Here is a 24,453-nt window from a genome sequence, read left to right as displayed (position 1 = left end):
TACTCGGAGTATCGCGACCTATTTCCAGCCGGCTCTGGCCCGGCCGCCATCGAATTAGAGACTGGTTTCGCCGAAGTCGAGGATCGTGCTCGGGTCATGGGGCGACACTATCCTTTCAGTTTTGACGGGCAGGGAGTGCGATTCGACCCTTCCGGGACGTGGGAGGTGTACGCCTTCCTGTTGCTTCTTTCGCTGCGCGGAACACCGTTCCGAGAAAATCAAGACTGGAAGCGCTCAGACCCCCTCTTCGACTTCGTGGTGATGCGCGCATTCGCTAGCAAGTACTCGGAAGTCCTGCACTTCGGGTGGCCGCCTAGAGGCGACCGCCCTCCTACTTTCCCTGAAGCCATTGACTGGGCTGCAGAGTCGTTGGGTCTGGAGTTGCGCTCTGTGACACAGTCGCTCCCCACACACCGGCAAGACGGCGGTGTGGATGTAATCGCGTGGAATCCGTATGCCGACCGCGCGAACGGTTTCCCTGTCGTGTTGGTACAGAACACGATTCAGCAACACTTCGCTGGAAAGCCTGCGGACGTCGACCCTCTCCTGTGGCGGGACTGGATCAACTTCGGCAACACTCCTGGAGTCGGTTTCGCAGTTCCTTTCGTGCTAACCGCGGACGACCCCTGGCGCCCTCAGGTCATCAGCAGGGTGCTTGACTTTGTAGATCGCCCACGCCTCATGGAGATGCTCGCTAGCGACGAGCCGAGCGACTGGGATCGTTGGGCCGGTATCACGTCATTTGTCGCCGAGCAACTGGCCGCTATTCAACAGGAAGCGACCGCGACAGCAGCGTCTGTCGCTCCTGCGCGGTCGCGGAAGAGGAAAGCGCGTCCCCCGCGGCCGGCCACGGCTTAAGGTCCGCCCTGCTAGTCAATTTCCAGCACAAAGGGGTTCACTTGTCACTGCGGGTGCGGGTGCGGTAAGCGCAACAACCGGCGGAACGGCTCTGTCTACTTGGCGGCCGATGGGCCGAGCAATCGGATTGGCCGGTTACCCATCACATCATGCGCATCGCCGGACGACGAAAGACGGTCCCAACTTTAGTAGTTGGGACCGTCTTTCGTGGCTCATGGGGCGAGCCTCCTCCGTGCGCCCAGCTGAGTCAGGAGTGTCGAGAGGACCACGGTGCCCCCGCGATCACCCGCCGAACTGCTCCAGAATCTCCCGCTGGTCCGGCCCCACATCCGGCGTAGCGACGTAGTACTTAGCCGTGATAGCCGAACTCGCGTGCCCGAGCTGCTTCGCCGCAGCAGCGATGTCCGCGCCCCTCTCCACAGCCGTTCCGACGCTCTTGCGGAATGTGTGCGGCGTGATCCAGGTCCACTTTGGGTGCTGCTCGCGGAACTTCCGCCACTGCTTCTCGACGGTGCTTCCCTCTCGGAGTCCCTGAACCGTGGAAGGGAAGACGAGGTCGAGCGGACCTGGAGCAACCTCGGCAGCGCGCCGTTCCAGCATCACCATGGCGAACTTCGGCACAAAGTAGCCTCGCGGCTTCTTGCCCTTCGTCGTGTCCTGACGGAACAGTCCAACGCCCTTCTCCCGGACTACTGTGCCCGTGAGGTAGACGATGTGCTCGTCAAGGTCGACCTCTGACCAACGCAGCGCCAGCGCCTCGCCAATGCGGCACCCCGTGGCGAGCATGACGTCGACGAGATCGGGTAGGTCCCGCGCCACCGCCTTGGTGTCCTCAGCGAGCGTCGCACGCAGCTCGACAACGCCAGCCACGTCCAGTGCGCGAACATCCTTGGATACCGTGGCCGGCACGGGTGTGACCGACCGTGCAGGGTTGACGCTGATCGCGTCCTCACGGACCGCAGCGTCCAGCATGCCTTTGAGGCACGTCAACGCGATCCGTGCATTCGCCGGGTGCTTCGCTACCTCGGCAGCAATCCAGGCTTCCAGGCGCGAGACAGTGCACTCGCGCAGGCGGAGACCGCCCAGACCAGGTACGACGTACTGCTCCGTGATGTACCTGTAGGTCTGGCGCGTGCCGACTGCCCGGCCGCTCGGATCGACCTTCGTCCGGAGCCAGTAGTCCGACAGCACATCGAGTCGGGTGTCTGCAGTGATCGTGTCGGACGACGTCCGCTTACGCGTCGTCAGTTCGGTCTGGAGACGCTGCTCCGCCTCGGTGCGCGTGCCGCCCCATGCCTCGACCGGGCGGGTGCGACCGTCGTTGTCGCGGAAGCGGCAGCGCGCGGCCCATCGGATCTTCTTCGTGGGCACGGTCTCACCGTCCGGCGTGCGCCAGGACTTGCCCTCTCCGACGAGCTTCACGCCGTTGTAGTACGGCGTGGTGTTGATCTTGCCGTGGGTGCCCACGGGCATTGGCTTACGCGACATGGTTGGTGACCTCCAGGGTCGTGACGTCGTGGTTGGGGCGGCATCGGGTGGTGTAGCCGGGGCCGGTGAGGGGTTCTCCGCAGTCGTCGCAGGCGGCGACCTGAGATGGTCCGTATTTCCGCCCCGCAACCCCCGCTCCCCCGTTTGTGCTGGTCAGAGGGTCGGAGTCGGCGGGGGTAGGCGGGGGTAGGCGGGTGTTGGCGGGGGTAGGCGGGTGTTGAACCCCCGCCTTTGACCCGCCCACCCCCGCCTACCCCCGCCTCGCGCAACGCTGTGACCTGCGATGACGGGGGTTGCGGGTGTTGCGGGGGTTGGATACGGGCCATCTCAGGTGGAGTGAGCGCCCAGACGGTGACCTTCTGCTTGTTCCGGGTCCCGAGGTCGTCCACGGTCCAGCCCGCCGACCGCAGCGCCGGCGCGTTGCGCTTGATCACACCGGCCACGGCACGCACGCTGCGCGGCCACGTGCGCGGGGGTAGCCCGTCAGGCTGGACCAGGGCGTGGAGGTCGGCAGCAGTGCCCTGCCACGCCTCGGTGATCGTCTCGGTCAGGGCCGCAAGGAACGGGTCCGACGTGACGGCGTCCAGAGCCAGGCTGTTGGCCTGATCGCTGTACGCGGTCAAGGAGTCGGTGCCGTGCACCTGGTCCAGCGCTCCCAGAACCATGGCGAAGTCAGCCATGCGCGGCATGGTCCCCAGACGGACCGACGGCATCCGCGTCTTGCAGATCCGCACCTGTTCCAGCAGCGCACCGAACACGCGCGGGTGCGCCGACTCCCACGCCGCGGCGAGCTGCGACTCGGGGCGGCGGCGATCCTCGGTGATCCGGTCCAGGTTGACCACGATGGACCGGTCCGCGAGGTCCGGCGCCATGGCTCCGACGTCGATCCCGTTCATGAGGATCACGCGGCGGAACGAGAACACCGACAGCCCGTCGTCGCTGTACAGCTCGCGGCGCACGTCGCCGTCCCCGGTCACGGCCCGACACAGCGAGTCCGACAGCCACGGCGGGATCGTGGACAGGTTGTCCAGCCCGACCACCCACGACCCCGACGCGGCGGTAACCCACCCGTCGGCGTCGCGGGGCGGCTTGCGCAGCGGCACCGGGGACGGGTCCACGAGCTGGACCAGGTTCTTGGTCGCGGACGACTTGCCCGTGCCCTGCTCCCCGAGCAGCGCGAGCATGGGGTGCGGGATGTGCGCCCACCCGAGGGCGGCGACGAGCCACCCGAGCACGAGCGGCCGGTCAGCCGCGGTGACGTTGATCAGCGCCCACAGGTCGTCCAAGGTGCCGCCCGGCTCAGGCATCGGCAGCGCACCCGACAGCGCGGTGCGGCGGAACAGCACCGGGGCCTCGGTGACGACGGACCACCCGTCCACGCCGACGCGCACGACGTGTTCGGCGGCGTCGCCCAGGTCGATCCAGGTAGCGCCGTCGTGCTCGGCAACGCGGATGTGGACCTGTTCCGGCTCGGCCTCGCCTGCGGTGCCCTGGAGCACGAGCAGCGCGTCAGCGAGGGCCTGCTGTCCTGCGATGGCCCCGGTGTGCTGGCGGTACGCCTTCGCCAGCTCGGCGCGCAGCGAGGACCGGCCGCCGCGCAGCATCCGCACGACGTTGCCGCCCGTGCGCGGCACCGCATAGGCGTCGCCGTCCGGGGTGCATCCGAGGTCGTAGCGCTGGAGTGCGAGGTCCACCAGGACTGCCGCGGCGGTCTTCTTCTCCGGTGCGCCATCGGACGCCGCGGCGGGAGTGGTCGGGTCGGTCGCGGGGGCGTCGGGGACGGTCTCGTTGGGCTGCGGGGCGCTCATGCTGCGCTCCGGGTGAACTGGTCCTCGATCCATGCCTCGACGTCCGAGAGGCGGTAGCGCAGGTGACGGCCGATCTTCACGCCGGGCGGTGTCGGGCGACCGGCCGAACGCTGCACGTACAGCGAGCGGACCGGGATGCGGAGCAGGTCGGCCACCTCCTGCGGGGTGAGCAGCACTTGGGCGGCGGCGCCTGCGATGTACGTGGTCATGGCGGTCTCCTTCTGCGGCGTGAGCGGTCGTGGTCGGGTGGGCGCGGTCATGCGACGGCCGCAGCGAGGTCGGTGCGGCCGAGGGCGAGCAGCTGGGTGCCGATGTGCTCGGTGTAGGCGGGCGGGACGGACTCGAACAGGCCCGCCCAGGTCATGTCGTGCTCGATGCCGAGCAGCGCCTTGACGACGTCCTTGCTGCGGGGCACGTAGCCGCCCTTGCGGACGTACTTGGCCTCGTACTTGTCGCGCCGCGCGCCGCCGTAGGATCCGGCGACCCACTCATGAGCGGAGTGGTCGCACGGCCGCGGCGCGGTGAGCGGGGTGTTGGTCTCGAACAGGCGCAGCCGCTGGAGATGGATCGTCACGCCGTCCGTGTCGACGGTCGAGAGGCCGAACATGCATCCGCACAGGCCGACCGGGTCGACCATCTCGGGTCCGGCGTCCTTGACGTTCTCGATGACGTACGGCAGGCCCGTGAGGGTCACGAGGGCGCGGAAGTCGGGGATGAGCTTGGGCCAGTCGGTGACCTTGCCCGCGTTGCCGCGAGAGTAGCCCTGGCAGGGAGGGCTGGCGTGGATGGCGTCGAAGTCCGCCAGGCCTAGCAGCTCGACGGTGCCGTCAGGGTGGGTGAACGGCAGCCGGTGACCGGCCAGCAGCAGGCGGAGCGCGATGAGGCCGTCCATCCGCAGGAACGGGAACGGGTAGCGGCGCTGGTTGACCAGGTCGATGCCGTAGACGTCGTATCCGGCGCGGTGGTAGCCGGTTCCGGCGCCGCCCTGGCAGCAGCACAGGTCCAGCGCACGCGGCCTACGTGGCAGGGACAGGATGCTCATGGTGTGTCCTCTCTCCAGCTGGTCGTGGGTGGTGGTGGTCATGCGGCGGTGCGGGGCTTGGCGGCCCCGCGGCGGAAGCCGGAGCGGATCGTCTGCCAGGCCTCGGCCTCGGTGAATGCGCCGTTGGCGATGTGGCCAGCGCACGCGTCCAGCAAGGTCCCGGCGGCGTCGGTCTCGGTCAGGGAGCCGCCCGCGATCAGTTCTCCGAGGCAGCACGCGGCGGCGAACAGGGCGTGATTGCGGGTGCCCTCGGTCGCCTCGCAGATGTGCTCGGCTTCCTTGGTCAGCACCGCCCGCAGGTAGGCGGAGCGGTGCGTGACGGGGCGCAGCTCGCGCGGGCTGACCGGTGCAGCCGGGCGCGTGGTCAGGCGCTGGACCAGCCAGGAGGGCAGCGGCTCGGGCGGGGTGTCGAGGCCGACCAGGTAGCGACCGGCGTCGGTCACCGTGGGCGGGGCGACGACGTAGCCGCCGTTGCCGCGGGTGTCGATCCACGGCCCGAGGCGTCCGGCGCTGTTGCCCAGCGGCTCGGTCAGGTGCGCGGTGGTGTAGTACCGGTGGACGCCGCCGGACGGGGTGTCCACGGTCCAGGTCTCGGGCAGGCCGTTCGGGTCACCGCAGTCCTCGGCAAGAGCCATGAGGACTCCTTCACCCGAGGTCGCCTCGCCCCGGGCCTCGACCGGCGGGAGGGCTGCACCCGGCTTGGGAGTGTCGGTGTCGATCACCAACAGCCCCGAAGGGCCGCACGCGATCCCGACGCCGTACGGGGCAGCAGTCCACGCCCGGCTGATCCGGTCGGGGTTCGTGGTGGCGCGCTGCTCCCATCCCGTGTGTTCCTTCCGGCACCACGGGTCGCGGTGGTCGCAGTCGGCCGCAGCGTGGCGCGGCGTCGCCGGGCGCTTGCTGCCCGGGATGAGCGGGAAGACGCGCCAGCCACGGGCGGCGTACTCCAGGGCCGTGGCCAGCAGCGCGCCCCGGTGCAGCTCGGCAGTGGTGCTGCCCGCGTGCGTACTGGTCCAGCGAGTGGGTGTGCTCATGACGGGTGCTCCCTCGGGTCCTCGGCCACGTTGTGCGGCCTGTTTTTGGCATGGGTGGGGTAGGGGCACGGCGGGTAGCGGTAGCGGCCCGCCGTGCCCTCAGCAGTGCGTGAGGTGGGGGTTTCGGGGTGCGCCGGCCGGGGCGCTACCCCGCTACTTCGTTGAAATCACGCCGTTTTCGGCGGTAGCGGGCCCGCTACCGGTAGCGGGCCTCCCGCTACCGATCGCGGGGTTCTCGATGAGCGCGGCGGGGGTGGTGTGGGCTACCTCGGCAGGGGCGGGACCGAGGGCGATACGGCACATCACCGTGACCAGCGTCGCGGTGAACGCGATCACGGCGACCACGGCGGCGATCGTGGCGACCAGGTCCAGCCCGAGGGCCTTGGACGCGACGGTGACGCCCAGGGCGACGACGAACACGGCTCCGGTGCGGCGGACGGCGAGCTCGACGGCGGCCACGAGCTCGCGGGCGTCGCGCACGAGCTCGGCGTACTCGGTCGGGCTGAGGTTGTCGTTGCTGTTCACGGTTCCTCCAGCGGTGTGGGCAGGTGGTGCGGGGTCAGGCGGCGGTGTGCCAGTGCTCGGGCAGCTCCTCTCCCTCCTCGGTGGCGTAGAGCCGTTCGGCCCATGCGGTCTCGAATGCTTCGACGGTCAGCCGGGGGTGAGCTGCCCAGAACTCGCGTAGCTCGGGCGAGGCGTACGCGGCGGCGAACGATCCTCCGGCGAGGAACAAGCGTTCCTCGGTGACTCCGGCGGCCCTGCCGCGTGCGTTGAGCAGGACACCGTTGGTGGCCTGGTAGGCGGCTGCGATGTGGGCTTCCAGGTAGTCGCCGTACTCGGACCGCATCGCGGCCCACTCGGCGGCGGCGCGCTGGAAGATCGGGGACATGTCACGCCTCCACCAGAACCGGCGCGGCATCCGTCACGGGGGTCTCAGTCGCCTGGGCCTCGTCGGGCGTCGGGTCCGGCGTCTGGTCCGGGGTGGTGGTGGCGCGTGCCTCGCGGAGCAGCTTGCGGGCGTAGCCGTCGCTCACCTCGTGCCCGGCGGCAGCCAGCGCCGACAGAGCGTCCGGGCCGGACGCGTCCGGAGCCTGGTCCAGCAGGCCGGACACGATGGCCAGGCGGGCGGACCGGTCCGCCCGGTCAGCACCGGACCGGACAGCGGACCGACGCGCCTTGGACCGGTTCCCGGACCGGACCGGGGACCGGCGCGATGACCGGTCCGTGGACCGGTCCGGACCGGTCATCGCCTCCAGTTCGGACCGGACCGACTCAGCGGCCCGCGCCTCGTACTCCGGCGCGGTCTGGACCGGCGCGGCGACGGCGAGACCGGCCACCCGCTGGTTCGTCTCGATATGCATCCGGGCGACGTCGGCGGTGCCGTCCGCGACGGCAGACAGGGACTCCAGCCAGGCGGCCACGTGGGCGCGCATCTGCTCCGGCGGCACGGTCCGCAGAGCGACCGCGCGGGCCTTGCGGCGCTTGGTCTCGGCGCGCTCGATGGCCCGGCGACCGGCCGGAGTGCCGGTCCCGGTCTCGTGGATGCGGGCGGCGTCCTCGACGGTCAGGAACAGGCGGTGCATGCGGGCGGTCTGACGCATGCTGGACCAGGACGCGCCGGACGCGAGGTGGCGGTCACCGATCAGGGCGAGGTGCCACATCAGGGCGGCGAGCAGCGGCACGACGAACCGGAACGCGACCGCGCCGGCCGGGTGGTCCAGGTAGACCTCGTGGACCGCGGCGAACACGCCCGACGCGGACGACAGCGCCCACGTCAGAGTGAGCAGCGTGCCGCCGGGCCGGTTGTCCCGGGCAGCCTCCCGAGCCAACAGGGCGACCGTCACGAGGCTCAGCTCGAACACGCCGGCGGTGGTGTACGCGGTGACCGGGTCCATGCCCAGGACGTCGGTACCGAACCCCACCATCGCGAGGTAGGCGGACACTGTCGAGATGAGGGCGACGGAGACGGCTCCGGCAAGGACCAGGCGACGCGAGCCCGGCCGAGTGGTGTTGGTGCTCATGGGTCAGTCCTCCTCAGTGGTGTCGGACAGTGCGATGACGTCACCAGCGGCCGTAACAACGTCGGTGCGGACAAGGCCCTTGCGGACGCTCACGCCGCGCTTGACGTTCTTGGAGGTGACGCCGTGGCGCTTGGCGGCGGCGTTGACCTGGGTGGCGTCCCAGCCCTCGTAGAGGGCGGGCTTGTGCTCAGCCAGGCGGGCTGCGAGCTCGTCGGACCAGACCTTCCCGGTAGGCCACTCCGGGTCGCTCTCGGGCCACACGGCAAGCAGGTGGTCCAGGATCGTGGAGTGGTCCAGGTCGGCGGCCTCGTCCCCGGCGGCCATGCCGGTCAGCAGGCCCTTGGCCTCGCGGATGGCACGGGCACGCTCAACGATCTTGTCGGCGGCGGCCCCGTCGACGAACGCGCCGCGCACGAGCTGCGGGTCGGACTTCTCCCCGGCGAGCAGGGCGATGCCCTTGTCCTCCTGGGAGAAGATCGTTGCCCGGTGCCCGGCCTTGTACATCGACGTGCCGAGGACCATGTCGTTGGTGGTCTGGTCCCCGACCCGCAGGCAGGCCCGCAGGCTCAGGAGCGCGCTGATGCCGGTCGGGATGGCGTCCTTGTTCGGTCGCTGGGTGGCGAGCCACAGCATGATGCCCAGGGCGCGGCCTCGGCGGGTGATGTCCTCGGTCAGCGCCGAAATCTCGCCGCCCACGGTCGGATCGGTGAACCCGAGCTGGGACTCGTCGATGACGAACAGCAGCGGCTTGAACCCATACGGGTTACCCACGGCAGCCAGCTCGTCGGTGACCTTGGACTCCGGGGCCACGTCCCGGGGCAGGCCACGAATGATCTTGGCCCGACGACGCATCTCGGCCTGGACCGCGCGCAGGTCGGCCAGCAGCGCGGCCAGGTCGTCGGGGTCGTCGCCGGAGCGGCACACGTGAGCGATCGGGGCCAGCGGCAGCAGGTCGCCGGTGCCCTTGAGCTCGTGAATGTGCAGCTCGGTGCGCGGGTCCAGGGCCGCGCCCAGGATCAGGACCCGCAGGAAGAACGTCTTGCCCATGCCGGGCAGGCCACCGACGACGCCGTTGTTGTACATGAGGCTCGTCGTGACGGGGCGGCCGCGCTGGTCCTCCCCGATGACGAACGGCTCGAAGACGTTCGTCTCACCCCGGTTGCGGTACTTCCACTGAGCTACGGCGCGCTCCGAGAGGCCCTTGTCCGCGATGAACAGGTTCAGGCGCGACGGGTGGGCCTTGGGGTTGCCCTCGGGCCACACCGTGTCGAGCGGACGCCGCAGCGCGGAGGCCAGGCGGTCCTTACGCTCGATCACGTCCGCAGCGGTCGCGCCCTGCGGCAGGTCGATGTGGATCTCCACGCCGCCCGTGGTGGAGAAGATCCGCAGCACCTTGACCTCGGCGTTGCCACGCTTGGCCTCACCCATCGAACCCAGCCCCAGGGTCAGCAGGGCATCCGTGACGACGTCCACCGTGAGCTTGGGAACGTCACCCTTGTGCGACTCCGCAAGGGGTGCGGTCATGTGCCGGGTGCCGACGACACCAAACGCGGTCAGGGCTGCCGCGCCCGTGGCAATGGCGGCGGCGGTCAGGCCCTCGGGGCCGGTGTAGGTGTTGATCGTGACCCCAGCGACGCCGGACATCACGCCGCCAGCGGCCAGACCGGCCAGGCGGGCGCGGACGCCGTCACCGTGCTCCTTGCGCAGCGTCTTCCACTCGCTGGTGCCGCGCACGCCCACCATGAGCGCGGTACGGGTGGCCTTGTTCTCAGCGTCCGTCACCCAGCGCGACAGGCCACGCACGCACAGCCCGAACCCGACGCTGGCACGGACGAGGAAGCGGGGCAGGTACACGAACGGCAGCCGGACGCCGTGGTGCGCGGTCCACGAGGCCACGAACTTGGCCTCACGTCGCGCAGCGGCGAGGAACACCTCCGGGGAGGTGGCCCACTGCGGCAGGACCGACAGGGGCTCGTGGTCCCCGCGGTGCTCGACGACGCGAGGCGCACGAGGCGAGGCCTCCGGCTCGGGGCGCGCGGGCGGGTCGATGACCTCACCCGACAGTGCGTTGTCGTCCTCGGGATGGACCAGAGCGGCGCCCTGGTCCAGCCGGTTGGCCTCGACCTCGTGACCGGGGCCGTAGACCATCGCGGTCAGAGCGGCGTCGTCGGGCAGCCCGTCATCCGGGGTGCCGTGCATGTGCTCGTTGGGGCTCGTCATTTCTCAGCCCTCCACCATGCCGTTGGCGCCCGTGAACAGGTTGTTGAGCAGGTCGTTCAGGGCGTCCACGCCCCACATGCCGAACGAGGTAGAGGCCAGGGCCAGCCCGAGGCAGACACCGAGGGTGAGGGTGCCGACCTTGGCCGTGCCGTACTTGACGGCGATGAACGAGACGATCAGCAGGAAGACCAGCAGGGAAACGGTGATCATGACGGTTCCTCTCAGGCGGTGCGGGTGGCGGGACGGATGACGACCCGGCGGGCCGTGGACAGCGGGCTACCCGGCGCGAACCCCGGGGCCGTTGACGTGGCGCGGTTGGTGCTCGTCTCGACGGCGGTACGCATCGCGACGCCGAGGGCGACGACCGCGCGGCGGTGCGCCCTGACGGCCACCTCGTCGGGCGAGGCAGCGAGGCGGCACTCGGCGTCCACCACGGCAACCTCAGCCGCGATGACCGGTTCCTCGGCGGCGATGGCTGCCAGGTCGGTGAACGTCGGCTCGACGTCGCTCAACACGTCGTAGCTTGTGTAGGTGTTCATCGGTTCTCCCCCGGGGTCGCGCGGCGCTCAGCGGCAATGGCGGCGTTGTGGGCGGAGCGCACGCTCTGCCGCATCGCCACGATCTCGGTGCCCATGCGCGAAACGGTCCGGCCCTCATCGGCCAGACCGCTTGCGAACAGCAGCCGCCCGGCCTTGATCAGGCCCTCGGACAGCGCGAGGAGCAGCCGCCTCGCGGCGGCCAGGTCCTCAATTCGGCTCTGTGTCATCACTCGCCTTTCAGATTGAACTAGGTTGGCTAGTCACATTCTCGAACAAGGCGAGACTTGCACAGCCTGGCTAGCCATGTCAACCGATAGCCGAAAGTTGACTAATTTGGCTGTCCAAGCGGGTACCGTGGAACACATGAGCCTCGACCCTGACGACCCGCGCCCGCCCTACCAGCAGGTCGCAGCCGCGATCCGCGCAGCGATCCTCACGCGCACCATCGCGCCCGGCGACAAGCTGCCCACCCAGAAAGAACTCGGGGAGCGCTACGGCGTAGCCCGCATGACCGTCCAGCAAGCGCTACGCATCCTCAAGGACGACGGCCTGGTCATCTCGCGCCAGGGAAGCGGGATGTACGCACGCGAACGGACCGAACGCCCCGTAGGGCTCCGCCCGCACCTCGAAAAGGCCTTCGAGGCCGACGACGTCCGGATCGACTTCGTGGGCTACACCGCCGAGACACTCCACGGCGCTATCGCAGAACCGCTCGACAAGATCCGGACCGGCCGACTCACGCCCAAGTCGATCCAGCTCCGACTCCTGGTGTCTAACATGGCCGCACGGCTCGCGCTACCGGCCGCGACCAGCGGAGACGACGACGAGAGCGCCCGCACCCGGCAACGCATGGCCGACATCGGCGCACGCCACATCAGCGCCGTCCGGGACTCCGTGCTGGAGCTCGGCGACCTCGGACTCGTCCCCACGGTCACCGTCGAGACCCGGGCATTCGGCTCCGCACCGGTCTTTAAGGCCTACGTCATCAACGGCGACGTCGCTTTCTTCGGCTTCTATCCCGTGGTCACCCACGAGGTCCGGGTCAACGGGGAGAAGGTCAGCATCTTCGACCCGATGGGCAAGGATGCTGTCCTCTTCCACTACACCGACGACGGCGACCCCGAGTCCATCGAATCAACCTTCGTCGTACAGGTACGTCAGTGGTTCGACAGCGTCTGGAACAGCGTCGCAACCGAGGTGACTCCGTGACCGACGCCGCCCAGCTCATCAACGAAGCGGCCGCCGTCCTCCTCGATTTCGACGGTCCCGTCACCCCGCTCATGCCCGCGCCGGCCAACATGCACGCCGCCGACGCCGCACGCCAGGCACTCGCCGCTCACGGCATCGAACTGCCCACAAGCGTTGCCTCGACGTCGGACCACCTCGCCGTCATCCGATGGGCAGGAATGCACGCGCCGAGTGTCCTCGCCGACGTTGAGAACGCCTGCACAGCAGCAGAGATCGACTCAGCACGAACCTGCATTCCCACTCCCGGCGCACACGAGCTTCTCGCTGCACTCCACGCCGTCGGAACGCCGGTCGTCATCGTCAGCAACAACGCCGCAGAGCCGATCCACGTCTATCTCGATCACCACGGTCTGACCGCGTACGTGCGCGACATCGTCGGCCGCCCACACCTCCGACCGGATCTCATGAAGCCGGAGCCACACACAGTGCGTCGCGCGCTGGCCATCGCGGAGGCCAGCGCGCGAACGGCTGTCCTCGTCGGTGACTCTGTGTCCGACATCGAGGTAGCCAAGACAACAGGTGTCCGCTCCATCGGATACGCCAAGACGCAGCAACGGGGAACGGAGCTGCGCGAGACTGGCGCAGACGCTGTTACAGACGACATGGCCAGTCTCATCAGCGAGGTCGGTCCACACCACTGAGCCGGTCGGACCCGCCCTTGCTGCCCAGTGGCGCACCCGGAACCGCCGGTGCCTGCACCAATAGAATCGGCTCTTACCAAGAGGCTCGTCCAAGGGAGCATAGGTCGTGACGGAACCGAACTCGTTGCCGATCGTCGGTCCGAAGGTGAAAACTCCGAACAAGGAACAGATCACCAACGAAGTAGTGGAACTCCTGGGGATTCACCCAGTCACGAAGTCGAACGGGTCGACGGTCGTCAGTGACACGCTGGATCGGATCCACGCTGCGGTCACAGGCCACCCCGCCACAGGAATGGGTGCGTACCAGAAGACTGCCGCGATCCTCGAAGCGCTGGGCCTGACGTACGACCCCCACTGGGACACCAGTGCGGGGTCGACGGTGACGCTGCGTGCTTACTCGCGCATGCTCGTCGCACTGAGCAAGAGGCCGCGGTGTTTCGTCCTCAACAGCACCGACGCTTCCGTGGGCAACGCGTGGGAAACCGACAAGGAGCAGCACTACCGCTACGACACGAACGTCACCGGCCGAATGCCCCTTAATGACGCAGGTCCGGGTTCGCTTGTGCTGTTCTACAACACGAGCAACCACAGCCGGAACCGGATGAGCTACACCGCCACCGCACGGATCGAGTACATCGCCCCGGGGTGGACTGGCCCGTGGACTGCTGACCTCAGCGGGTACCAGGAGTTCGACAACCCCGTTCCTGCCCGCCAGGTGGAGATCACCGGACGGAACAACCAGCACGCGATCACCGAGATCACGTGGGAGCAGTACCAGGAGATCGTCGCCGCGGGCACGGGCACACGCCCTGAGAGCCACGACGTTGACGCGGGCCTCGACGTAGGAGGTGAGAGGGCTGCTGAGCGCGTGACCGCCGACTTCCCGGCAACTGACGTCGAGATTCTCGGCGACGAGGTCCCGGTTCGTCGTGAAGATGGTCCTCTTGCTCCGTCGCCGGAGCGGGAGCCCGTGTACGAGGGTGGTCCCGCTGGGGACAGCTCGGTACGCATCCCAACTGGCCGACGCTCCGTGAGTGACCGTGAACGCGACAAGATTGTCGAAGAGCGGGCTGTCGCCCTGGCCACGAGGCATCTCGGAAACCTGGGATGGAAGGTTGTCGCTGACCGCCAGAAGGACGGTGTCGGCTATGACCTCGACCTCACCGACGGCGAGCGGATCATGCACCTGGAGGTCAAGGGCATCCAGGGCCCGCGGTTGGAGTTCAACCTCACCGCCAAGGAGTGGTGGAGGGTTCGCACCGATCCCGACTTCGTGCTCGCCGGCGTGACCGATGCTCTGAACGCGACGAAGGTCCACGTCAACTTACTCAGCCCGGAAGACCTCGTAGACGCCGATCGCGTGGCAACCCAGTACCGAGTCGTAGCCAAGGGCCACTAGGAACAGCGATCCATGGGCTGACATCCGCGCTGCTGGACCATCTGCTGGTTACGGCAGTGCCCGATCGCGAACCTGCGTTCGGCTATCACGGCGAACTCGACCACACGCCCAGCGGATACCCCACGGAATCACCGGCAGACAGCGAGCACCTATGTACATCTACAGCACCTGCGTCAGCCTCTCCGTTGCAACGGATGGCATACGGTGAGACCCAGCGGCTATCCCGCGAGATCGTCCGGTTCATAATCCGCGGGTTCCGGGTTCGATCCCCGGGGGGCCCACCCCCTCCCAACTGCATGTTTGATCATTTCTTTGTGATCAGCCCTTCCCCGAATGGCGCAGAAATGGCGCAGCCGGCCCGACCAGGGAGCAGCCCATGAGTCAGCACGTCGACCCCGGTTTCGGGGCATACCTGAGAGCGTTGCGTGAGGAGCGGGGGCTGTCCCTGCGAAGGCTGGGCACGCTGGTGCATTGCTCCCACGGGCACGTCTGGGACCTTGAGCACGGCCGGAAGGCCCCGAGCCTGCGGGTGGCCGCGCTGCTGGACGATGTGCTCGGCGCCGGCGGCCAGCTCGCCGGCATGGTCCAGCCCGAGTCTGCCGACCTTATGGCGGCCCCGCTGCCGTTCTCGGCAGCCGGCGGGCTCGACAGCGTCGTCGAGCTGTGGCGCAGCGACCTGCAGCGGCGGGACTTCCTCGCCGCGGCGGCGTTCAACGCTGGCGTGTTCCTCGCGCCGGCGCTGCGGTGGCTCACCGCTACGCCGTCCGGCATGCCCGCGAGCGCCGGGCCGACGGTGGTGGGGATGCCGGATATCGAGATGGTGCGGCAGATGCTGGGCGTGTTTCGCACGGCGGACAACCAGTACGGCGGTGGGCACGTGCGGGACCGGCTGGTGCGGTGGCTGCACCACGACGTCGCCGAGCTGCTGCAGGGCCGGTACGACGCGGGCACGGGCGCGCCGCTGATGTCGGCGGCGGCCGAGGCGACGCAGATGGCCGGGTGGGCGTCGTACGACGTAGGTCGGCACGCGCTGGCGCAGCAGTACATGGTGCGGGCGCTTCAGTTGGCGTCCATGGCGGAGGACCGGCCGCTGGGCGCGGAGATCCTTGCGGCCATGAGCCACCAGGCGGCCTACCTGCAGGCGGGTGGTGAGGCGGTCGACCTGGCGCGGGCGGCGGCGCGGGCGGCGCGTGACGCCGGCGTGGAGGCGATCGCGGCCGAGGCGGAGGTGCTCGAGGCGCAGGGACACGCGGTAGGTGGTGACGGTCCGGCGACCGCGGCGGCGCTGGACCGGGCCGAACGGCTGTTCGACCGCGCCGAGCGGACGTCGGACCCGCAGTGGCTCGGGTACTTCGACGAGGCGTACCTGTCGGCGAAGTTCGGGCAGACGTTCACCACGCTCGGGCGCGGCGACCTGGCCCTGCGGTTCGCCGAGAGGTCCCTGGACATGGACGAGCGCTACGCGCGCGGACGGGCGTTCAATCTCGCGCTCGTGGCTCGAGCTCACGCCCAGAGTGGGCACGTCGAGGAGGCCGCCGCGGCGACCCAGCACGCGGCGGACGCGGCCGAGGGGATCGACTCGGCCCGCTCGCGCGACTACCTCGCCGAGATCGCCGACCGGCTCGCACCACACGCCGGCCTCCAGCCCGTCGCTGCCGCCCGCGCGCGCGTGCACGGCGTCGTGACGGCCTAGATCGCGCCGCGCGCCCGATCCAGCAGCAGGCGGGTCAGGCCCACGACCGAGGCGGCGCCGATGATCTCGCCGCGCTGCATCATCGCCTCGGCCTCGTCCAGCGGCACCCAGCGCAGCGCCTCGGCCTCGTTGACGTCCGGCGGCGCCCCGGTGTCGTGGGCGCCGCGGGCCAGGTAGACGGTGTTGTGCTGGTCGACGTTGCCCACCATCGGCTGGAAGGTGACGTACTCGCGCACCTCGGCCGGCCGCCACCCGGTCTCTTCCTCGGCCTCGCGGAACGCGGCCACCTGCGGGCCCTCGTCCGGGTCGAGGTAGCCGCCCGGCAGCTCCCACACCCACCGGTCGATGATGAACCGGTGCCGGTACATCAGCAGCACCCGGTCGGCGTCGTCGAGCATCAGCACCATGATCGCGGCCGGGATGCGCAGCACCCACTGCTCGAACTCGACGCCGTCGGGCAGGCGCACGCTCGCGATGCTCACGCTCGCGCGCCGGGTGTCGTCCACCAGGCGCTCATCCAGGATGTCCCACTGCGTCGGCCGTTTCGCATCGGTACTCACGACTCGTCAGCGTACGGGCCCCGCCGCGGTGTACGCCACGGGTGTACGCCTGGGCGTACACGTGTCAGCCAACAGCGGCAGACAGTTACGACCTGCCAGCGGACAGCGCCCGGGATGGAACCTGTTTTCACGACGTGCCAGCTACCAACTCGTGAAAGGCCCGCCCGTGAGCACCGAAACACCAACCACACCCCACCTCGTCGCCCTCGACATCGACGGCACTCTCCTGGAGACCGGCAAGCCGCCGTCGGACGCCGTCGTGGCGGCCGTGCGTGACCTCGTGGCCGGCGGCCATCACCCGGTGCTCGCGACCGGCAGGTCACTGCTCGGCGCCACGCAGGCCGTGAAGTGGCTCAAGCTGCGCGACGCCTGGATCGTGGCATCCAACGGTGCGATCACCGCCCGTGTCGGCGGCGGCCGGATCACCGTCATGGAGCGCATCAACGTGGATGTGGAGAAGATCGTCCGGCACGTCGCCTCCAAGCTGCGCCTCCGGATCGCGGCCGAGATCCCCGGTGAGGGGTACCGCGTCACCGAGCGGTTCGCCGCCGAGGAGCTGCCCGGCACGCACCACCTGTCGAACTTGGAGGGCATGTGGTCGACGACGACGCCGCGCGTCTCCGTCGTCGGTCCCGGCGCCGGCTGGCTTATCGAGGACTTCCGTGGGATGGGCCTGTCCGCCGACGCGCCGCACTCCGAATGGCTCGACGTGACCGCCCGCGGCGTGAGCAAGGCCGTGGCACTGGAACGGGTCAGGATAGCCGTGGACGTCGCGCCCGCCCGCACAGTCGCAGTCGGAGACGGGACGAACGACATCGGCATGCTGCGCTGGGCCGCGCGCGGCGTCGCGATGGGACACGCAAGGGGGAGTGTGCGCGAGGCGGCGAACGAGGCCACCGGGACGATCGCAGAGGACGGCGCGGTGCCCGTCCTGCGATCCGCGGCCGGCTGGGCGGCCCGGGTCTGACCCCGGGAACGGCGAAACGCCCCCGCTCTCCGGAGAGAGCGGGGGCAGACGCCACAAGCTCATGTGCTGCGGGCCCAAGTAGATCGCGCTACTAGTTCACTCCGAACACCTTCTCGCCAACAGAGTTCTGGACAGCCCAGACTCCACCAGCGCGCTCGGACTCGGGAACCTGGATGAGCTCCATGTTCGTCGCCTTCATCGTCGGCGGGTAGATCTCCTGCGCGATGTTCGCCTTGTCGCCGAGCTGCGTGAATGCGTCGATACACCCGTCGCCGGTCGCCGCATCGTAGGTCTTGCCCACCTTGGTGACGAAGGAGGTCGAGAGACTGAAGAACGGCTGGGCGCTGAGGTCGGTGGTGTCCTGGCCGTTGTTCTTCATCTGCTGCTCAAAGTTGTGCCAGTCCACCTGGACCGTGATCGGGACTGCGATGCACTCGCCGTACGACTCGGTCTTGCCGAACGAGACCGTGAACGCCGACTGCTCGGAGATCTGGCGCGCTTCGCCCCTCTTCAGGGGATTGTCGCGCGAACCACCCGGGGCCTGCGCCTTCTCCCCTCTAGCATCCTCCGGGGCCGCAGTGTCCTCGGGCGGCGCTGACGTGGTGACTTCATCCTCAGGGGCAGCCTCGACCTCGGGAACTCCCAGCGAGCACGCCGACAGGGCGAGCATGAACGAAACGGCGGTAGCGGCGGTGACGGCGGCCGCCATCATCTTGTTCTGCATGCCTGAATCCTCCCGCCGAACGCCGTAGAGGGCAGCGTGATTGAGGGTGAAATAGCGGGCGATCTGTGACGGGGCTCTGTGTGGGTCACGAAGTCGTCGACGTAGCGCGGACCACCACCCAACATCCCGGCGCGTCAGCCCTTCAGATCGCCCTAGACCGTGATGTAGGCGCCCCTGGGCGCGACGGCAGCGACCTCGTCCGGAGCGACGTAGACGGGGTGCTTCACGCAGCCGAGGGTCATGCGGGTGAGCCAGGCGAGCAGGCGGCGCGCGAGGCGGCGACACCCACACCGAGGGCCGCTGCTGCTGACCATCCAGAGCGGGACGATCCTCGACCACTCGAACTGGGCGAAGGTCTTTCAGAGCCGCGGTCAAGCGCGCCGACATCGGGCACGTCCGGATCCACGACCTGAGTGCACTCCTACGCGAGCTGGCTGCTGCAGGGCGGACGCTCGCTCGCCGAGGTCGGCAAGCTGCTTGGGCACCAGCGCCCCTGACCACCGAGCAGTACTCACGCCTGGCCGAGATCGCCTCCATCCGCGGGTTCCGGGTTCGATCCCCGGGGGGCCCACCGTCACTGCAGGTAGAAACGGTCACTGGTGTCCACCAGCCGTGCCTGCAGGGTGGTGTCGTACGACACCGGCGGGGTCGGCTTCTCCGCGTCCCTGACGAAGTACCTGCCGGTGAGCCGGTCCGCTGCCGGGTCGGTGGCCAGGCGGAGGGCTGACGCGGCCCCCTGTTCCGGGGTGAGCATCCCCCGTCGGATCAGGCCGCCGAAGGGCCGCAGGTACGAGGGGACGATGTCGTCGATGATGTCGGTGGCGGCGATCCCGGGGTGCACCGCGTTCACGGTCACTCCGTCGTCGGCGAGGGTGCGGGCGAGGTGGTATCCGGCCATCACGGTGAGCAGCTTGGCGCGCGCGTACGCCTGGAAGGGCACGAACCCGTCGGCAGGGTTGAGGCGGGTCAGGTCGCCCAGCTCAGCCGGGTCCAGGGTCGCGGGCCGCGGGCGGCCGAGCACGCTGACCTGACGGGTGTCGCGGATCGTGTCGGAGACGACGTTCACCACCCGTGCTCGCCCCTTGCGCAGGGCCGGACCGAGCAGGGTCATCATGCCGTAGGCGGCGAGGTAGTCGACCGCGACGTGCCGCTCCACCCCGTCGGCGTTCACGCGGCGGTCGGAGAAGTGCGCGCCGGCGTTGTTGACCATCAGGTGCACCGCGTCGTGCCGCGCGGTGAGCTGGTCGGCCGCGGCGAGGACGCCGTCCCGTTCGGACAGATCCCCGTGGAGGACTTCGAGGCCGTCCCGACCCGCGTGGCGGGCGATCTGCTCGCGGAGGGCGTCGGCGCGTGCGGGAGTGCGGGCGACCGTCACCACGTGCGCACCGGCCCGCGCGAGCTCCACGGCGATGACCCGGCCCATCCCGCCGGTGGCGCCGGTGACGACCGCGACCTTGCCGGTCAGCGGGGCCGGGCTCATCGGTGGATCCTCGGGTAGCCGCGCACGAAGCGCGGGTCCGTCGCCTCGCCGACGACGAACGCTGCGAGGTCCGCACGGCTGATCGAGTGCCAGAGCCTGATCGGCAGCCGGTCACCGACCTCGTACCTCCCGGTCGCGCGGGAATCGGTCAGCGCCGGCGGACGCACGATCGTCCAGTCCAGGTCGGAGCCGGTGACCAGCGGTTCCATGGACTCCTTGTCCTTCAGCCTCTCGGCGACGCCGGCCCAGGTCGCGAGGGAGTACAGGGAGCGGTCGCGGGATTCGAGCACGCCGTGCGCGGACACCACGACGAGCCGGGAGACCCCGGCTGAACCCATCGCCGGGACGGCGGAACGCATCGCGTCGGTGCACACCGAGGTCGGCCCCTTCTCGGCGCCACCCAACGCGCTGATCACCGCGTCGGCCCCCGTGAACGCGCGGGCGAGCGTCTGCTGGTCGGCCAGGTCGGTCCAGACCACCTCGGTCAGTCCTTCCCGTGGCTCGAAGGCGCCCGCGCGCCGGACGAGTGCGGCGACCTCGTGTCCGTGCTCGAGCGCGGTCGACACCACGTGGCGACCAGTGGCACCGGTCGCGCCGAGTACGGCGAGCCTCACCCTCTGTGGTACTTGTTGTCTCATAGAGCGAGTGTGGCATCGCGGAGAACTGTGAGTCAAGATGTCTCGCAGATCGACCGACACTTCGTAGGATGAGGAAATGAGCACCAAGACAGATCCGCGGTTCCTGCGCAGCAAGGAGGCGATCCTCCACGCCGCCCGAGAACTGCTGCTGCGGCAAGGACCCACCGCTGTCACCCACGCGCAGGTGGCCGAGCACGCCGGCGTCGGCCGCGCGACCGTCTACCGGCACTGGCGCCGCGCCGACCAGATCCTCGCCGAGGCGATGGCGACCGTGCCCATGCCCTTCTTCGACACACCCACCACTCCCACCCGCGACTGGCTGCGCTCCGAGCTCACCGCGATCGCCCGGCAGCTCGAGCTCGACGACGTCCGCGTGGTCACGACGACTCTCGCCCACGCCGCGCTCTGGGACCAGGACATGGACGCTCGCCGAGAACGCTTCGCGCGGCTGCTCGCCGAACGGCTCGCCCGCGCACTCACCGACGCGCAGCATCGTGGCGAGCTCACCCTCCACACCAGCGCCGAGGCCGCTGCCGCGCTCGTGCTCGGGCCGATCTACTACCGCGCCACGATCGAACGCGGCGTCACGGATCAGCAGCTCGCTGAAGCCGCCGTCGACGCGGTGGGTACCTGGTCGCCCTGACGCCGTCCCGTGCGGGGTGCACGGCGACACCGCGTCAGGCCGGACCCGTCGTCCCGGCCCGGTCCCGCAGCCTCCCCCAGGGCTTCGCCACCGCGATCCAGGTCGCCAGCGTGAGCGCCGCCAACGACACGGCCGGGGGATACACGAGCTGGGCGACCACCTCCGGCGCCGGCGCCGCACCGTCCGACAGCGCGGCACCGTAGGCCGCCACCTCCGGCATCCCGGGCCGCAGGGCGAACAGGATCGCCGCGCAGAGCGCGAGGTTCATCACCAGCTTCACCGCCACCCACCAGTACCGGACCAGGCCCCATCGGGTGAACGCGCCGAGCGCCAGCCCCGTGCCCAGACACACCAGCGCGGAGACCAGCATCGGGCCCACGACGTACGTCCCGAGCGCCTGGTAGGCCAGGCCCGCGGCGGCCGGGTCGGCTGCCGTCATGCCGACGGCGACCAGCACCGCCACCATCACGTCGACGCCGATCCACGCACCGGCGGACACCACGTGCAGGGTGAGGACGAGCTTCCGCATCCTGACGGATAGCTGCCCGCGTCCGCGCACCGGACTCTTCGATACCTGTGTGTTGGCCATGCCACCCACGATCCTGGGCCCCGCGCGCGCCGTCGTCGGCCCGGGGTCGTCAGCCGGGTGGCACCGCGGTGCCGCCCGGCCAACGTGCCACCCGCGGTCGCACCGGCCGGAACAGCCCGGCACGACCCTCCCGATGCCGCACGAGGGGGGACATACGCTGTGGTCAGCCCACCTGCCGACGCCGGAGGACCACATGTCGCACCTGGACCGTCGCACCTTCTCCGCCACGGACGCGAGCGCCGTCGTCGCCTTCGACCCGGTGGCTTCCCGCTGGCTCACCGCCGCTCAGGCAGGCCGGTCCGCCGGGTCCGCCGGCGGTCCGCCGCGGGTGCCGCCGCTGGACGGCGAGCTGGTCTCCGACCCCGAGTCCCTCGCGGAGGCCGCCCGCGACTACGGCCGGGTGGTGCACCATGCGCCGGGGGCCGTCCTGCGCCCGGGCTCGGTCCGCGACGTCCGGACGATGGTCCGCTTCGCCGGCACCCACGGCCTCACGGTCGCGGTGCGCGGTCAGGGCCACTCGGTCGACGGCCAGGCGCAGGCCGAGGGCGGCGTCGTCGTCGACTCGCGCACGCTCGCCACGATCCACCACGTCGGTGCGGACCGTGCCGTGGTCGACGCCGGTGTCACGTGGCGCGAGCTCACCCTCGCAGCGCACCCCGTCGGTCTCGCCCCTCCGGTCGTCACCGACTACCTGGGCCTGTCCGTGGGCGGCGTCCTGAGCCTGGGCGGCCTGGGCGGCGCCACGCAGCACCACGGGTTCGTCGTCGACACGGTGATCGAGCTCGAGGTGGTCACGGGCGACGGGCGTCTCGTGACCTGCTCGGCGGAACGCGAGCCGCGCCTCTTCGAGGCGGTCCTGGGCGGCCTCGGCCAGTTCGGCATCATCGCCCGCGCCACGGTCGCCATGACGCCCGCCGGCACCACGGCCCGCGTCTACCACCTCTTCTACGACACGGTTCCGGACCTGCTCGCGGCCCAGCGCCGCGCTCTGGCCGACAAGCGCTTCGACTACCTGGAGGGCCAGCTCGTCCCCGGCGACGACGGGGGCTGGGCGTACCTCCTGGAGGCGGCGAGCTTTCGCACGCCTCCGCAGGAACCGGACGACGACGCGCTCCTCACCGGCCTCGCACCGGCCTCCGCGGAGATCGCCGACCAGCCGTACCCCGAGTGGCTCCGGCGCGTCGACGAGTCCGTGGAGCAGATCGAAGCCGCCGGCCTGGGCGCACCGTGGATCAACCTGCTGGTCCCCGATGCGGCCGCGGACGCCGTGGTCGCCGGGCTCGCGGACTCCCTCACCCCGGCCGACGCGGTGGGCGTCGCACTGGTCTATCCGATCGACGGAGCCCTGCTGACCCGGCCGAACGTCCGCGTACCGGAGGGGAGCGTCGTCTACACCGTGGCCCTGCTGCGCGTGGTGGACCCGGCGGACGAGGCCGCCGTGGAACGCCTCGTCGCCGCCAACGACCGCCTCTACGCGGCGGTGCTCGAGGCGGGCGGGACCCAGTACCCGGCCAGCATGCTCACGATGACGCCGGACCTGTGGCGCCGTCATCTCGGCGACCGCTGGGACGCGGCCGTCGCCGACAAGGAGCGCTACGACCCGCGCCGCGTCCTGAGCCCGGGCCAGGGCATCTTCCCGCGCTGACGACCGCCGGTGGCCTCCGTGCAACCCCTGAGCGAACGCTCCGGGTAGGTGGTTGAACACCCGGGGAAGTTTCCCGGAATTCAGCGACGACCGGGCAGAACACGCCTCCTGCGGACCTATCGTGAGAAAAGGAGTCCGCAGATCGGAGCATGCCATGGCAGTCCTGGAACGCCCCGCCACCCGGGTGCGACCCACCGCGGTCCGCCGCACCTCCGTGTCCCGTCGCAGGACCAGCCGCTCCCCGGCTCGTCCCGCCGTCCGGAAGCGGGTGCCGCGCTGGACTCCGCTGGTCTGGCTCGCCCTGCTCGGCGACCACCGTCGGCATGCGAGGTTCACGGCCCGTTCCGCCGCCGCGAACGCCACGGGCGTCCCGGGGGCAGCCGTCGCCCCCGTGGCGGCCGGCACCGGCAGCGGCTCGGCCGTGTCCGCCGTGACCTTCGCGGAGCGGCCACGTACGCTCGGCCGGATGACCCGACCCGCCGTCGTGGCGCACCGAGGGAACTCGTCGGTCGCGCCGCAGAACACCCTGGCCGCCGTCGAGGCCGCGTGCCGAGCAGGAGCCGACGCCGTCGAGATCGACCTGCAGCGCACTGCCGACGGTGCCGCCGTCGTCATCCACGACGGCGTTGTCGACGAGACCACCGACGGCCGGGGCGCCGTGGCCGACCACCGCCTCGACCAGCTCCGCGCCCTCGACGCAGGCCGCTGGTTCGGCCCGGCGTACACGGGCCAGCGGGTGCCGCTGCTCGGCGAGGTGCTCGACCTCCTCGTGCGCTACCCGTCCACGCAGCTGCTGCTCGAGCTGAAGGACGTCTGGGACGCGGACGCCGTCCGTGGCGTGACCGCGGCGATCGACGACGCCGGCCTCGGGGAGCGGGTGCTGGTCCAGTCGTTCTGGCCCGACACCGTGGCCGCCGCGCGCGACGTCGCCCCGCACCTGAGGCGCGGGCTCCTGCTGGCGTTCGAGCCGCCGGACGTGCTCGACGTCTGCCAGGGCCTCGACGTGACGGCCTGCAACCCGTCGGCCGAGATGGTGCGGCGCGACCCGGGAATCGTCACGCGCCTGCACCGAGCGGGCCTGCGGGTCATGGTCTGGACGGAGAACGATCCGGCCGGCTGGTCGTTCCTGTGCGACGTCGACGACAGCACAGGTGTGGACGCCATCATCACGGACCGGCCGGACCGCCTCCTGGGCTGGTTCGCCCGCTGACGCCGG

General features: G+C 70.0%; 25 protein-coding genes. 8 read left to right on the top strand and 17 right to left on the bottom strand.

Annotated features, from left to right (window positions below):
- Positions 1–1,140 precede the first annotated feature (1,140 nt).
- The 12 genes from ACYU96_RS18595 to ACYU96_RS18540 all read right to left on the bottom strand — a co-directional run bounded on the left by ACYU96_RS18595 (position 1,141) and on the right by ACYU96_RS18540 (position 11,237).
- Positions 1,141–2,325 carry a tyrosine-type recombinase/integrase gene (locus ACYU96_RS18595; RefSeq protein ID WP_460756924.1) on the bottom strand — a complete coding sequence of 395 codons (1,185 nt, stop codon included), beginning with the start codon at positions 2,323–2,325 and terminating at the stop codon, positions 1,141–1,143.
- Positions 2,277–4,154: a hypothetical protein gene (locus tag ACYU96_RS18590; protein WP_460756921.1), complete on the bottom strand. Its 1,878-nt coding sequence runs from the start codon at positions 4,152–4,154 to the stop codon at positions 2,277–2,279. The genes ACYU96_RS18595 and ACYU96_RS18590 overlap by 49 nt, the downstream gene beginning before the upstream one ends.
- Positions 4,151–4,363 (bottom strand): helix-turn-helix domain-containing protein, encoded by a 213-nt coding sequence (locus ACYU96_RS18585; RefSeq protein WP_460756918.1) that lies wholly within the window; start codon positions 4,361–4,363, stop codon positions 4,151–4,153. The genes ACYU96_RS18590 and ACYU96_RS18585 overlap by 4 nt, the downstream gene beginning before the upstream one ends.
- Before the next feature lie 47 nt (positions 4,364–4,410).
- On the bottom strand, positions 4,411–5,196 hold the full coding sequence (locus ACYU96_RS18580) for a class I SAM-dependent methyltransferase (RefSeq protein ID WP_460756916.1): 786 nt from the start codon (positions 5,194–5,196) through the stop codon (positions 4,411–4,413).
- Positions 5,197–5,234: 38 nt separating this feature from the next.
- The gene (locus ACYU96_RS18575) at positions 5,235–6,230 is read right to left on the bottom strand and encodes a bifunctional DNA primase/polymerase (RefSeq protein WP_460756913.1); all 996 of its coding nucleotides are present in this window, start codon (positions 6,228–6,230) and stop codon (positions 5,235–5,237) included.
- Between the two features lie 153 nt (positions 6,231–6,383).
- The gene (locus ACYU96_RS18570) at positions 6,384–6,755 is read right to left on the bottom strand and encodes a hypothetical protein (protein ID WP_460756911.1); all 372 of its coding nucleotides are present in this window, start codon (positions 6,753–6,755) and stop codon (positions 6,384–6,386) included.
- A gap of 34 nt (positions 6,756–6,789) precedes the next feature.
- Positions 6,790–7,119 carry a hypothetical protein gene (locus tag ACYU96_RS18565; protein ID WP_460756908.1) on the bottom strand — a complete coding sequence of 110 codons (330 nt, stop codon included), beginning with the start codon at positions 7,117–7,119 and terminating at the stop codon, positions 6,790–6,792.
- Position 7,120: 1 nt separating this feature from the next.
- Complete coding sequence (locus tag ACYU96_RS18560) at positions 7,121–8,251, bottom strand: hypothetical protein (RefSeq protein ID WP_460756905.1); 1,131 nt, start codon at positions 8,249–8,251, stop codon at positions 7,121–7,123.
- Positions 8,252–8,254: 3 nt separating this feature from the next.
- Positions 8,255–10,471, bottom strand: coding sequence for an FtsK/SpoIIIE domain-containing protein (locus ACYU96_RS18555; protein WP_460756902.1), 2,217 nt, complete (start codon positions 10,469–10,471; stop codon positions 8,255–8,257).
- Positions 10,472–10,474: 3 nt separating this feature from the next.
- Positions 10,475–10,681 carry a hypothetical protein gene (locus tag ACYU96_RS18550; protein WP_460756900.1) on the bottom strand — a complete coding sequence of 69 codons (207 nt, stop codon included), beginning with the start codon at positions 10,679–10,681 and terminating at the stop codon, positions 10,475–10,477.
- 11 nt (positions 10,682–10,692) lie between these two features.
- Positions 10,693–11,010 carry a DUF6284 family protein gene (locus ACYU96_RS18545; RefSeq protein WP_460756897.1) on the bottom strand — a complete coding sequence of 106 codons (318 nt, stop codon included), beginning with the start codon at positions 11,008–11,010 and terminating at the stop codon, positions 10,693–10,695.
- On the bottom strand, positions 11,007–11,237 hold the full coding sequence (locus ACYU96_RS18540; RefSeq protein WP_460756894.1) for a hypothetical protein: 231 nt from the start codon (positions 11,235–11,237) through the stop codon (positions 11,007–11,009). The genes ACYU96_RS18545 and ACYU96_RS18540 overlap by 4 nt, the downstream gene beginning before the upstream one ends.
- 76 nt (positions 11,238–11,313) lie before the next feature.
- Here ACYU96_RS18540 and ACYU96_RS18535 point away from each other — a divergent pair, with 76 nt between their 5' ends.
- From ACYU96_RS18535 to ACYU96_RS18520, 4 genes are all read left to right on the top strand, one after another.
- Positions 11,314–12,219 (top strand): GntR family transcriptional regulator, encoded by a 906-nt coding sequence (locus tag ACYU96_RS18535; RefSeq protein ID WP_460756892.1) that lies wholly within the window; start codon positions 11,314–11,316, stop codon positions 12,217–12,219.
- A complete protein-coding gene (locus tag ACYU96_RS18530; protein WP_460756889.1) occupies positions 12,216–12,899 on the top strand; it encodes an HAD family hydrolase in 684 nt (227 codons plus the stop codon). The genes ACYU96_RS18535 and ACYU96_RS18530 overlap by 4 nt, the downstream gene beginning before the upstream one ends.
- 106 nt (positions 12,900–13,005) lie before the next feature.
- Positions 13,006–14,298 carry a protein NO VEIN domain-containing protein gene (locus ACYU96_RS18525; RefSeq protein WP_460756886.1) on the top strand — a complete coding sequence of 431 codons (1,293 nt, stop codon included), beginning with the start codon at positions 13,006–13,008 and terminating at the stop codon, positions 14,296–14,298.
- A 376-nt stretch (positions 14,299–14,674) separates the two neighbouring features.
- Positions 14,675–15,991, top strand: a complete 1,317-nt coding sequence (locus ACYU96_RS18520; RefSeq protein WP_460756883.1) for a helix-turn-helix domain-containing protein — start codon at positions 14,675–14,677, stop codon at positions 15,989–15,991.
- Here the strand turns inward: ACYU96_RS18520 and ACYU96_RS18515 are convergent.
- On the bottom strand, positions 15,988–16,551 hold the full coding sequence (locus ACYU96_RS18515) for an NUDIX hydrolase (protein ID WP_460756881.1): 564 nt from the start codon (positions 16,549–16,551) through the stop codon (positions 15,988–15,990). The genes ACYU96_RS18520 and ACYU96_RS18515 overlap by 4 nt on opposite strands.
- A 166-nt stretch (positions 16,552–16,717) precedes the next feature.
- On the opposite strand from ACYU96_RS18515, the gene ACYU96_RS18510 reads away from it, so the two are divergent.
- A complete protein-coding gene (locus tag ACYU96_RS18510; protein ID WP_460756878.1) occupies positions 16,718–17,518 on the top strand; it encodes an HAD family hydrolase in 801 nt (266 codons plus the stop codon).
- A 91-nt stretch (positions 17,519–17,609) separates the two neighbouring features.
- Here the strand turns inward: ACYU96_RS18510 and ACYU96_RS18505 are convergent, their stop codons facing one another.
- The 3 genes from ACYU96_RS18505 to ACYU96_RS18495 all read right to left on the bottom strand — a co-directional run bounded on the left by ACYU96_RS18505 (position 17,610) and on the right by ACYU96_RS18495 (position 20,336).
- Positions 17,610–18,242 (bottom strand): hypothetical protein, encoded by a 633-nt coding sequence (locus ACYU96_RS18505; RefSeq protein ID WP_460756876.1) that lies wholly within the window; start codon positions 18,240–18,242, stop codon positions 17,610–17,612.
- 574 nt (positions 18,243–18,816) lie between these two features.
- Positions 18,817–19,722: an SDR family NAD(P)-dependent oxidoreductase gene (locus ACYU96_RS18500; protein ID WP_460756873.1), complete on the bottom strand. Its 906-nt coding sequence runs from the start codon at positions 19,720–19,722 to the stop codon at positions 18,817–18,819.
- Complete coding sequence (locus ACYU96_RS18495; RefSeq protein WP_460756870.1) at positions 19,719–20,336, bottom strand: NAD(P)-dependent oxidoreductase; 618 nt, start codon at positions 20,334–20,336, stop codon at positions 19,719–19,721. Before ACYU96_RS18495 ends, ACYU96_RS18500 begins: the two co-directional genes overlap by 4 nt.
- Positions 20,337–20,436: 100 nt before the next feature.
- Between ACYU96_RS18495 and ACYU96_RS18490 the strand changes: the two genes are divergently transcribed.
- Positions 20,437–21,003: a TetR/AcrR family transcriptional regulator gene (locus ACYU96_RS18490; RefSeq protein WP_460756868.1), complete on the top strand. Its 567-nt coding sequence runs from the start codon at positions 20,437–20,439 to the stop codon at positions 21,001–21,003.
- A gap of 34 nt (positions 21,004–21,037) precedes the next feature.
- Here ACYU96_RS18490 and ACYU96_RS18485 read toward each other — a convergent pair whose 3' ends face one another.
- Entirely contained in the window at positions 21,038–21,532 is a 495-nt protein-coding gene (locus tag ACYU96_RS18485; RefSeq protein WP_460756865.1) for a hypothetical protein, read from the bottom strand.
- 253 nt (positions 21,533–21,785) lie between these two features.
- Between ACYU96_RS18485 and ACYU96_RS18480 the strand changes: the two genes are divergently transcribed.
- Together ACYU96_RS18480 and ACYU96_RS18475 are read left to right on the top strand one after the other, a co-directional pair.
- On the top strand, positions 21,786–23,237 hold the full coding sequence (locus tag ACYU96_RS18480; RefSeq protein ID WP_460756863.1) for an FAD-binding protein: 1,452 nt from the start codon (positions 21,786–21,788) through the stop codon (positions 23,235–23,237).
- A gap of 154 nt (positions 23,238–23,391) precedes the next feature.
- Positions 23,392–24,447 carry a glycerophosphodiester phosphodiesterase gene (locus tag ACYU96_RS18475; protein ID WP_460756860.1) on the top strand — a complete coding sequence of 352 codons (1,056 nt, stop codon included), beginning with the start codon at positions 23,392–23,394 and terminating at the stop codon, positions 24,445–24,447.
- Positions 24,448–24,453: the final 6 nt, after the last annotated feature.

It is taken from the genome of Myceligenerans cantabricum (assembly GCF_054777735.1).
This window is presented reverse-complemented; position numbering and strand designations above follow the sequence as displayed.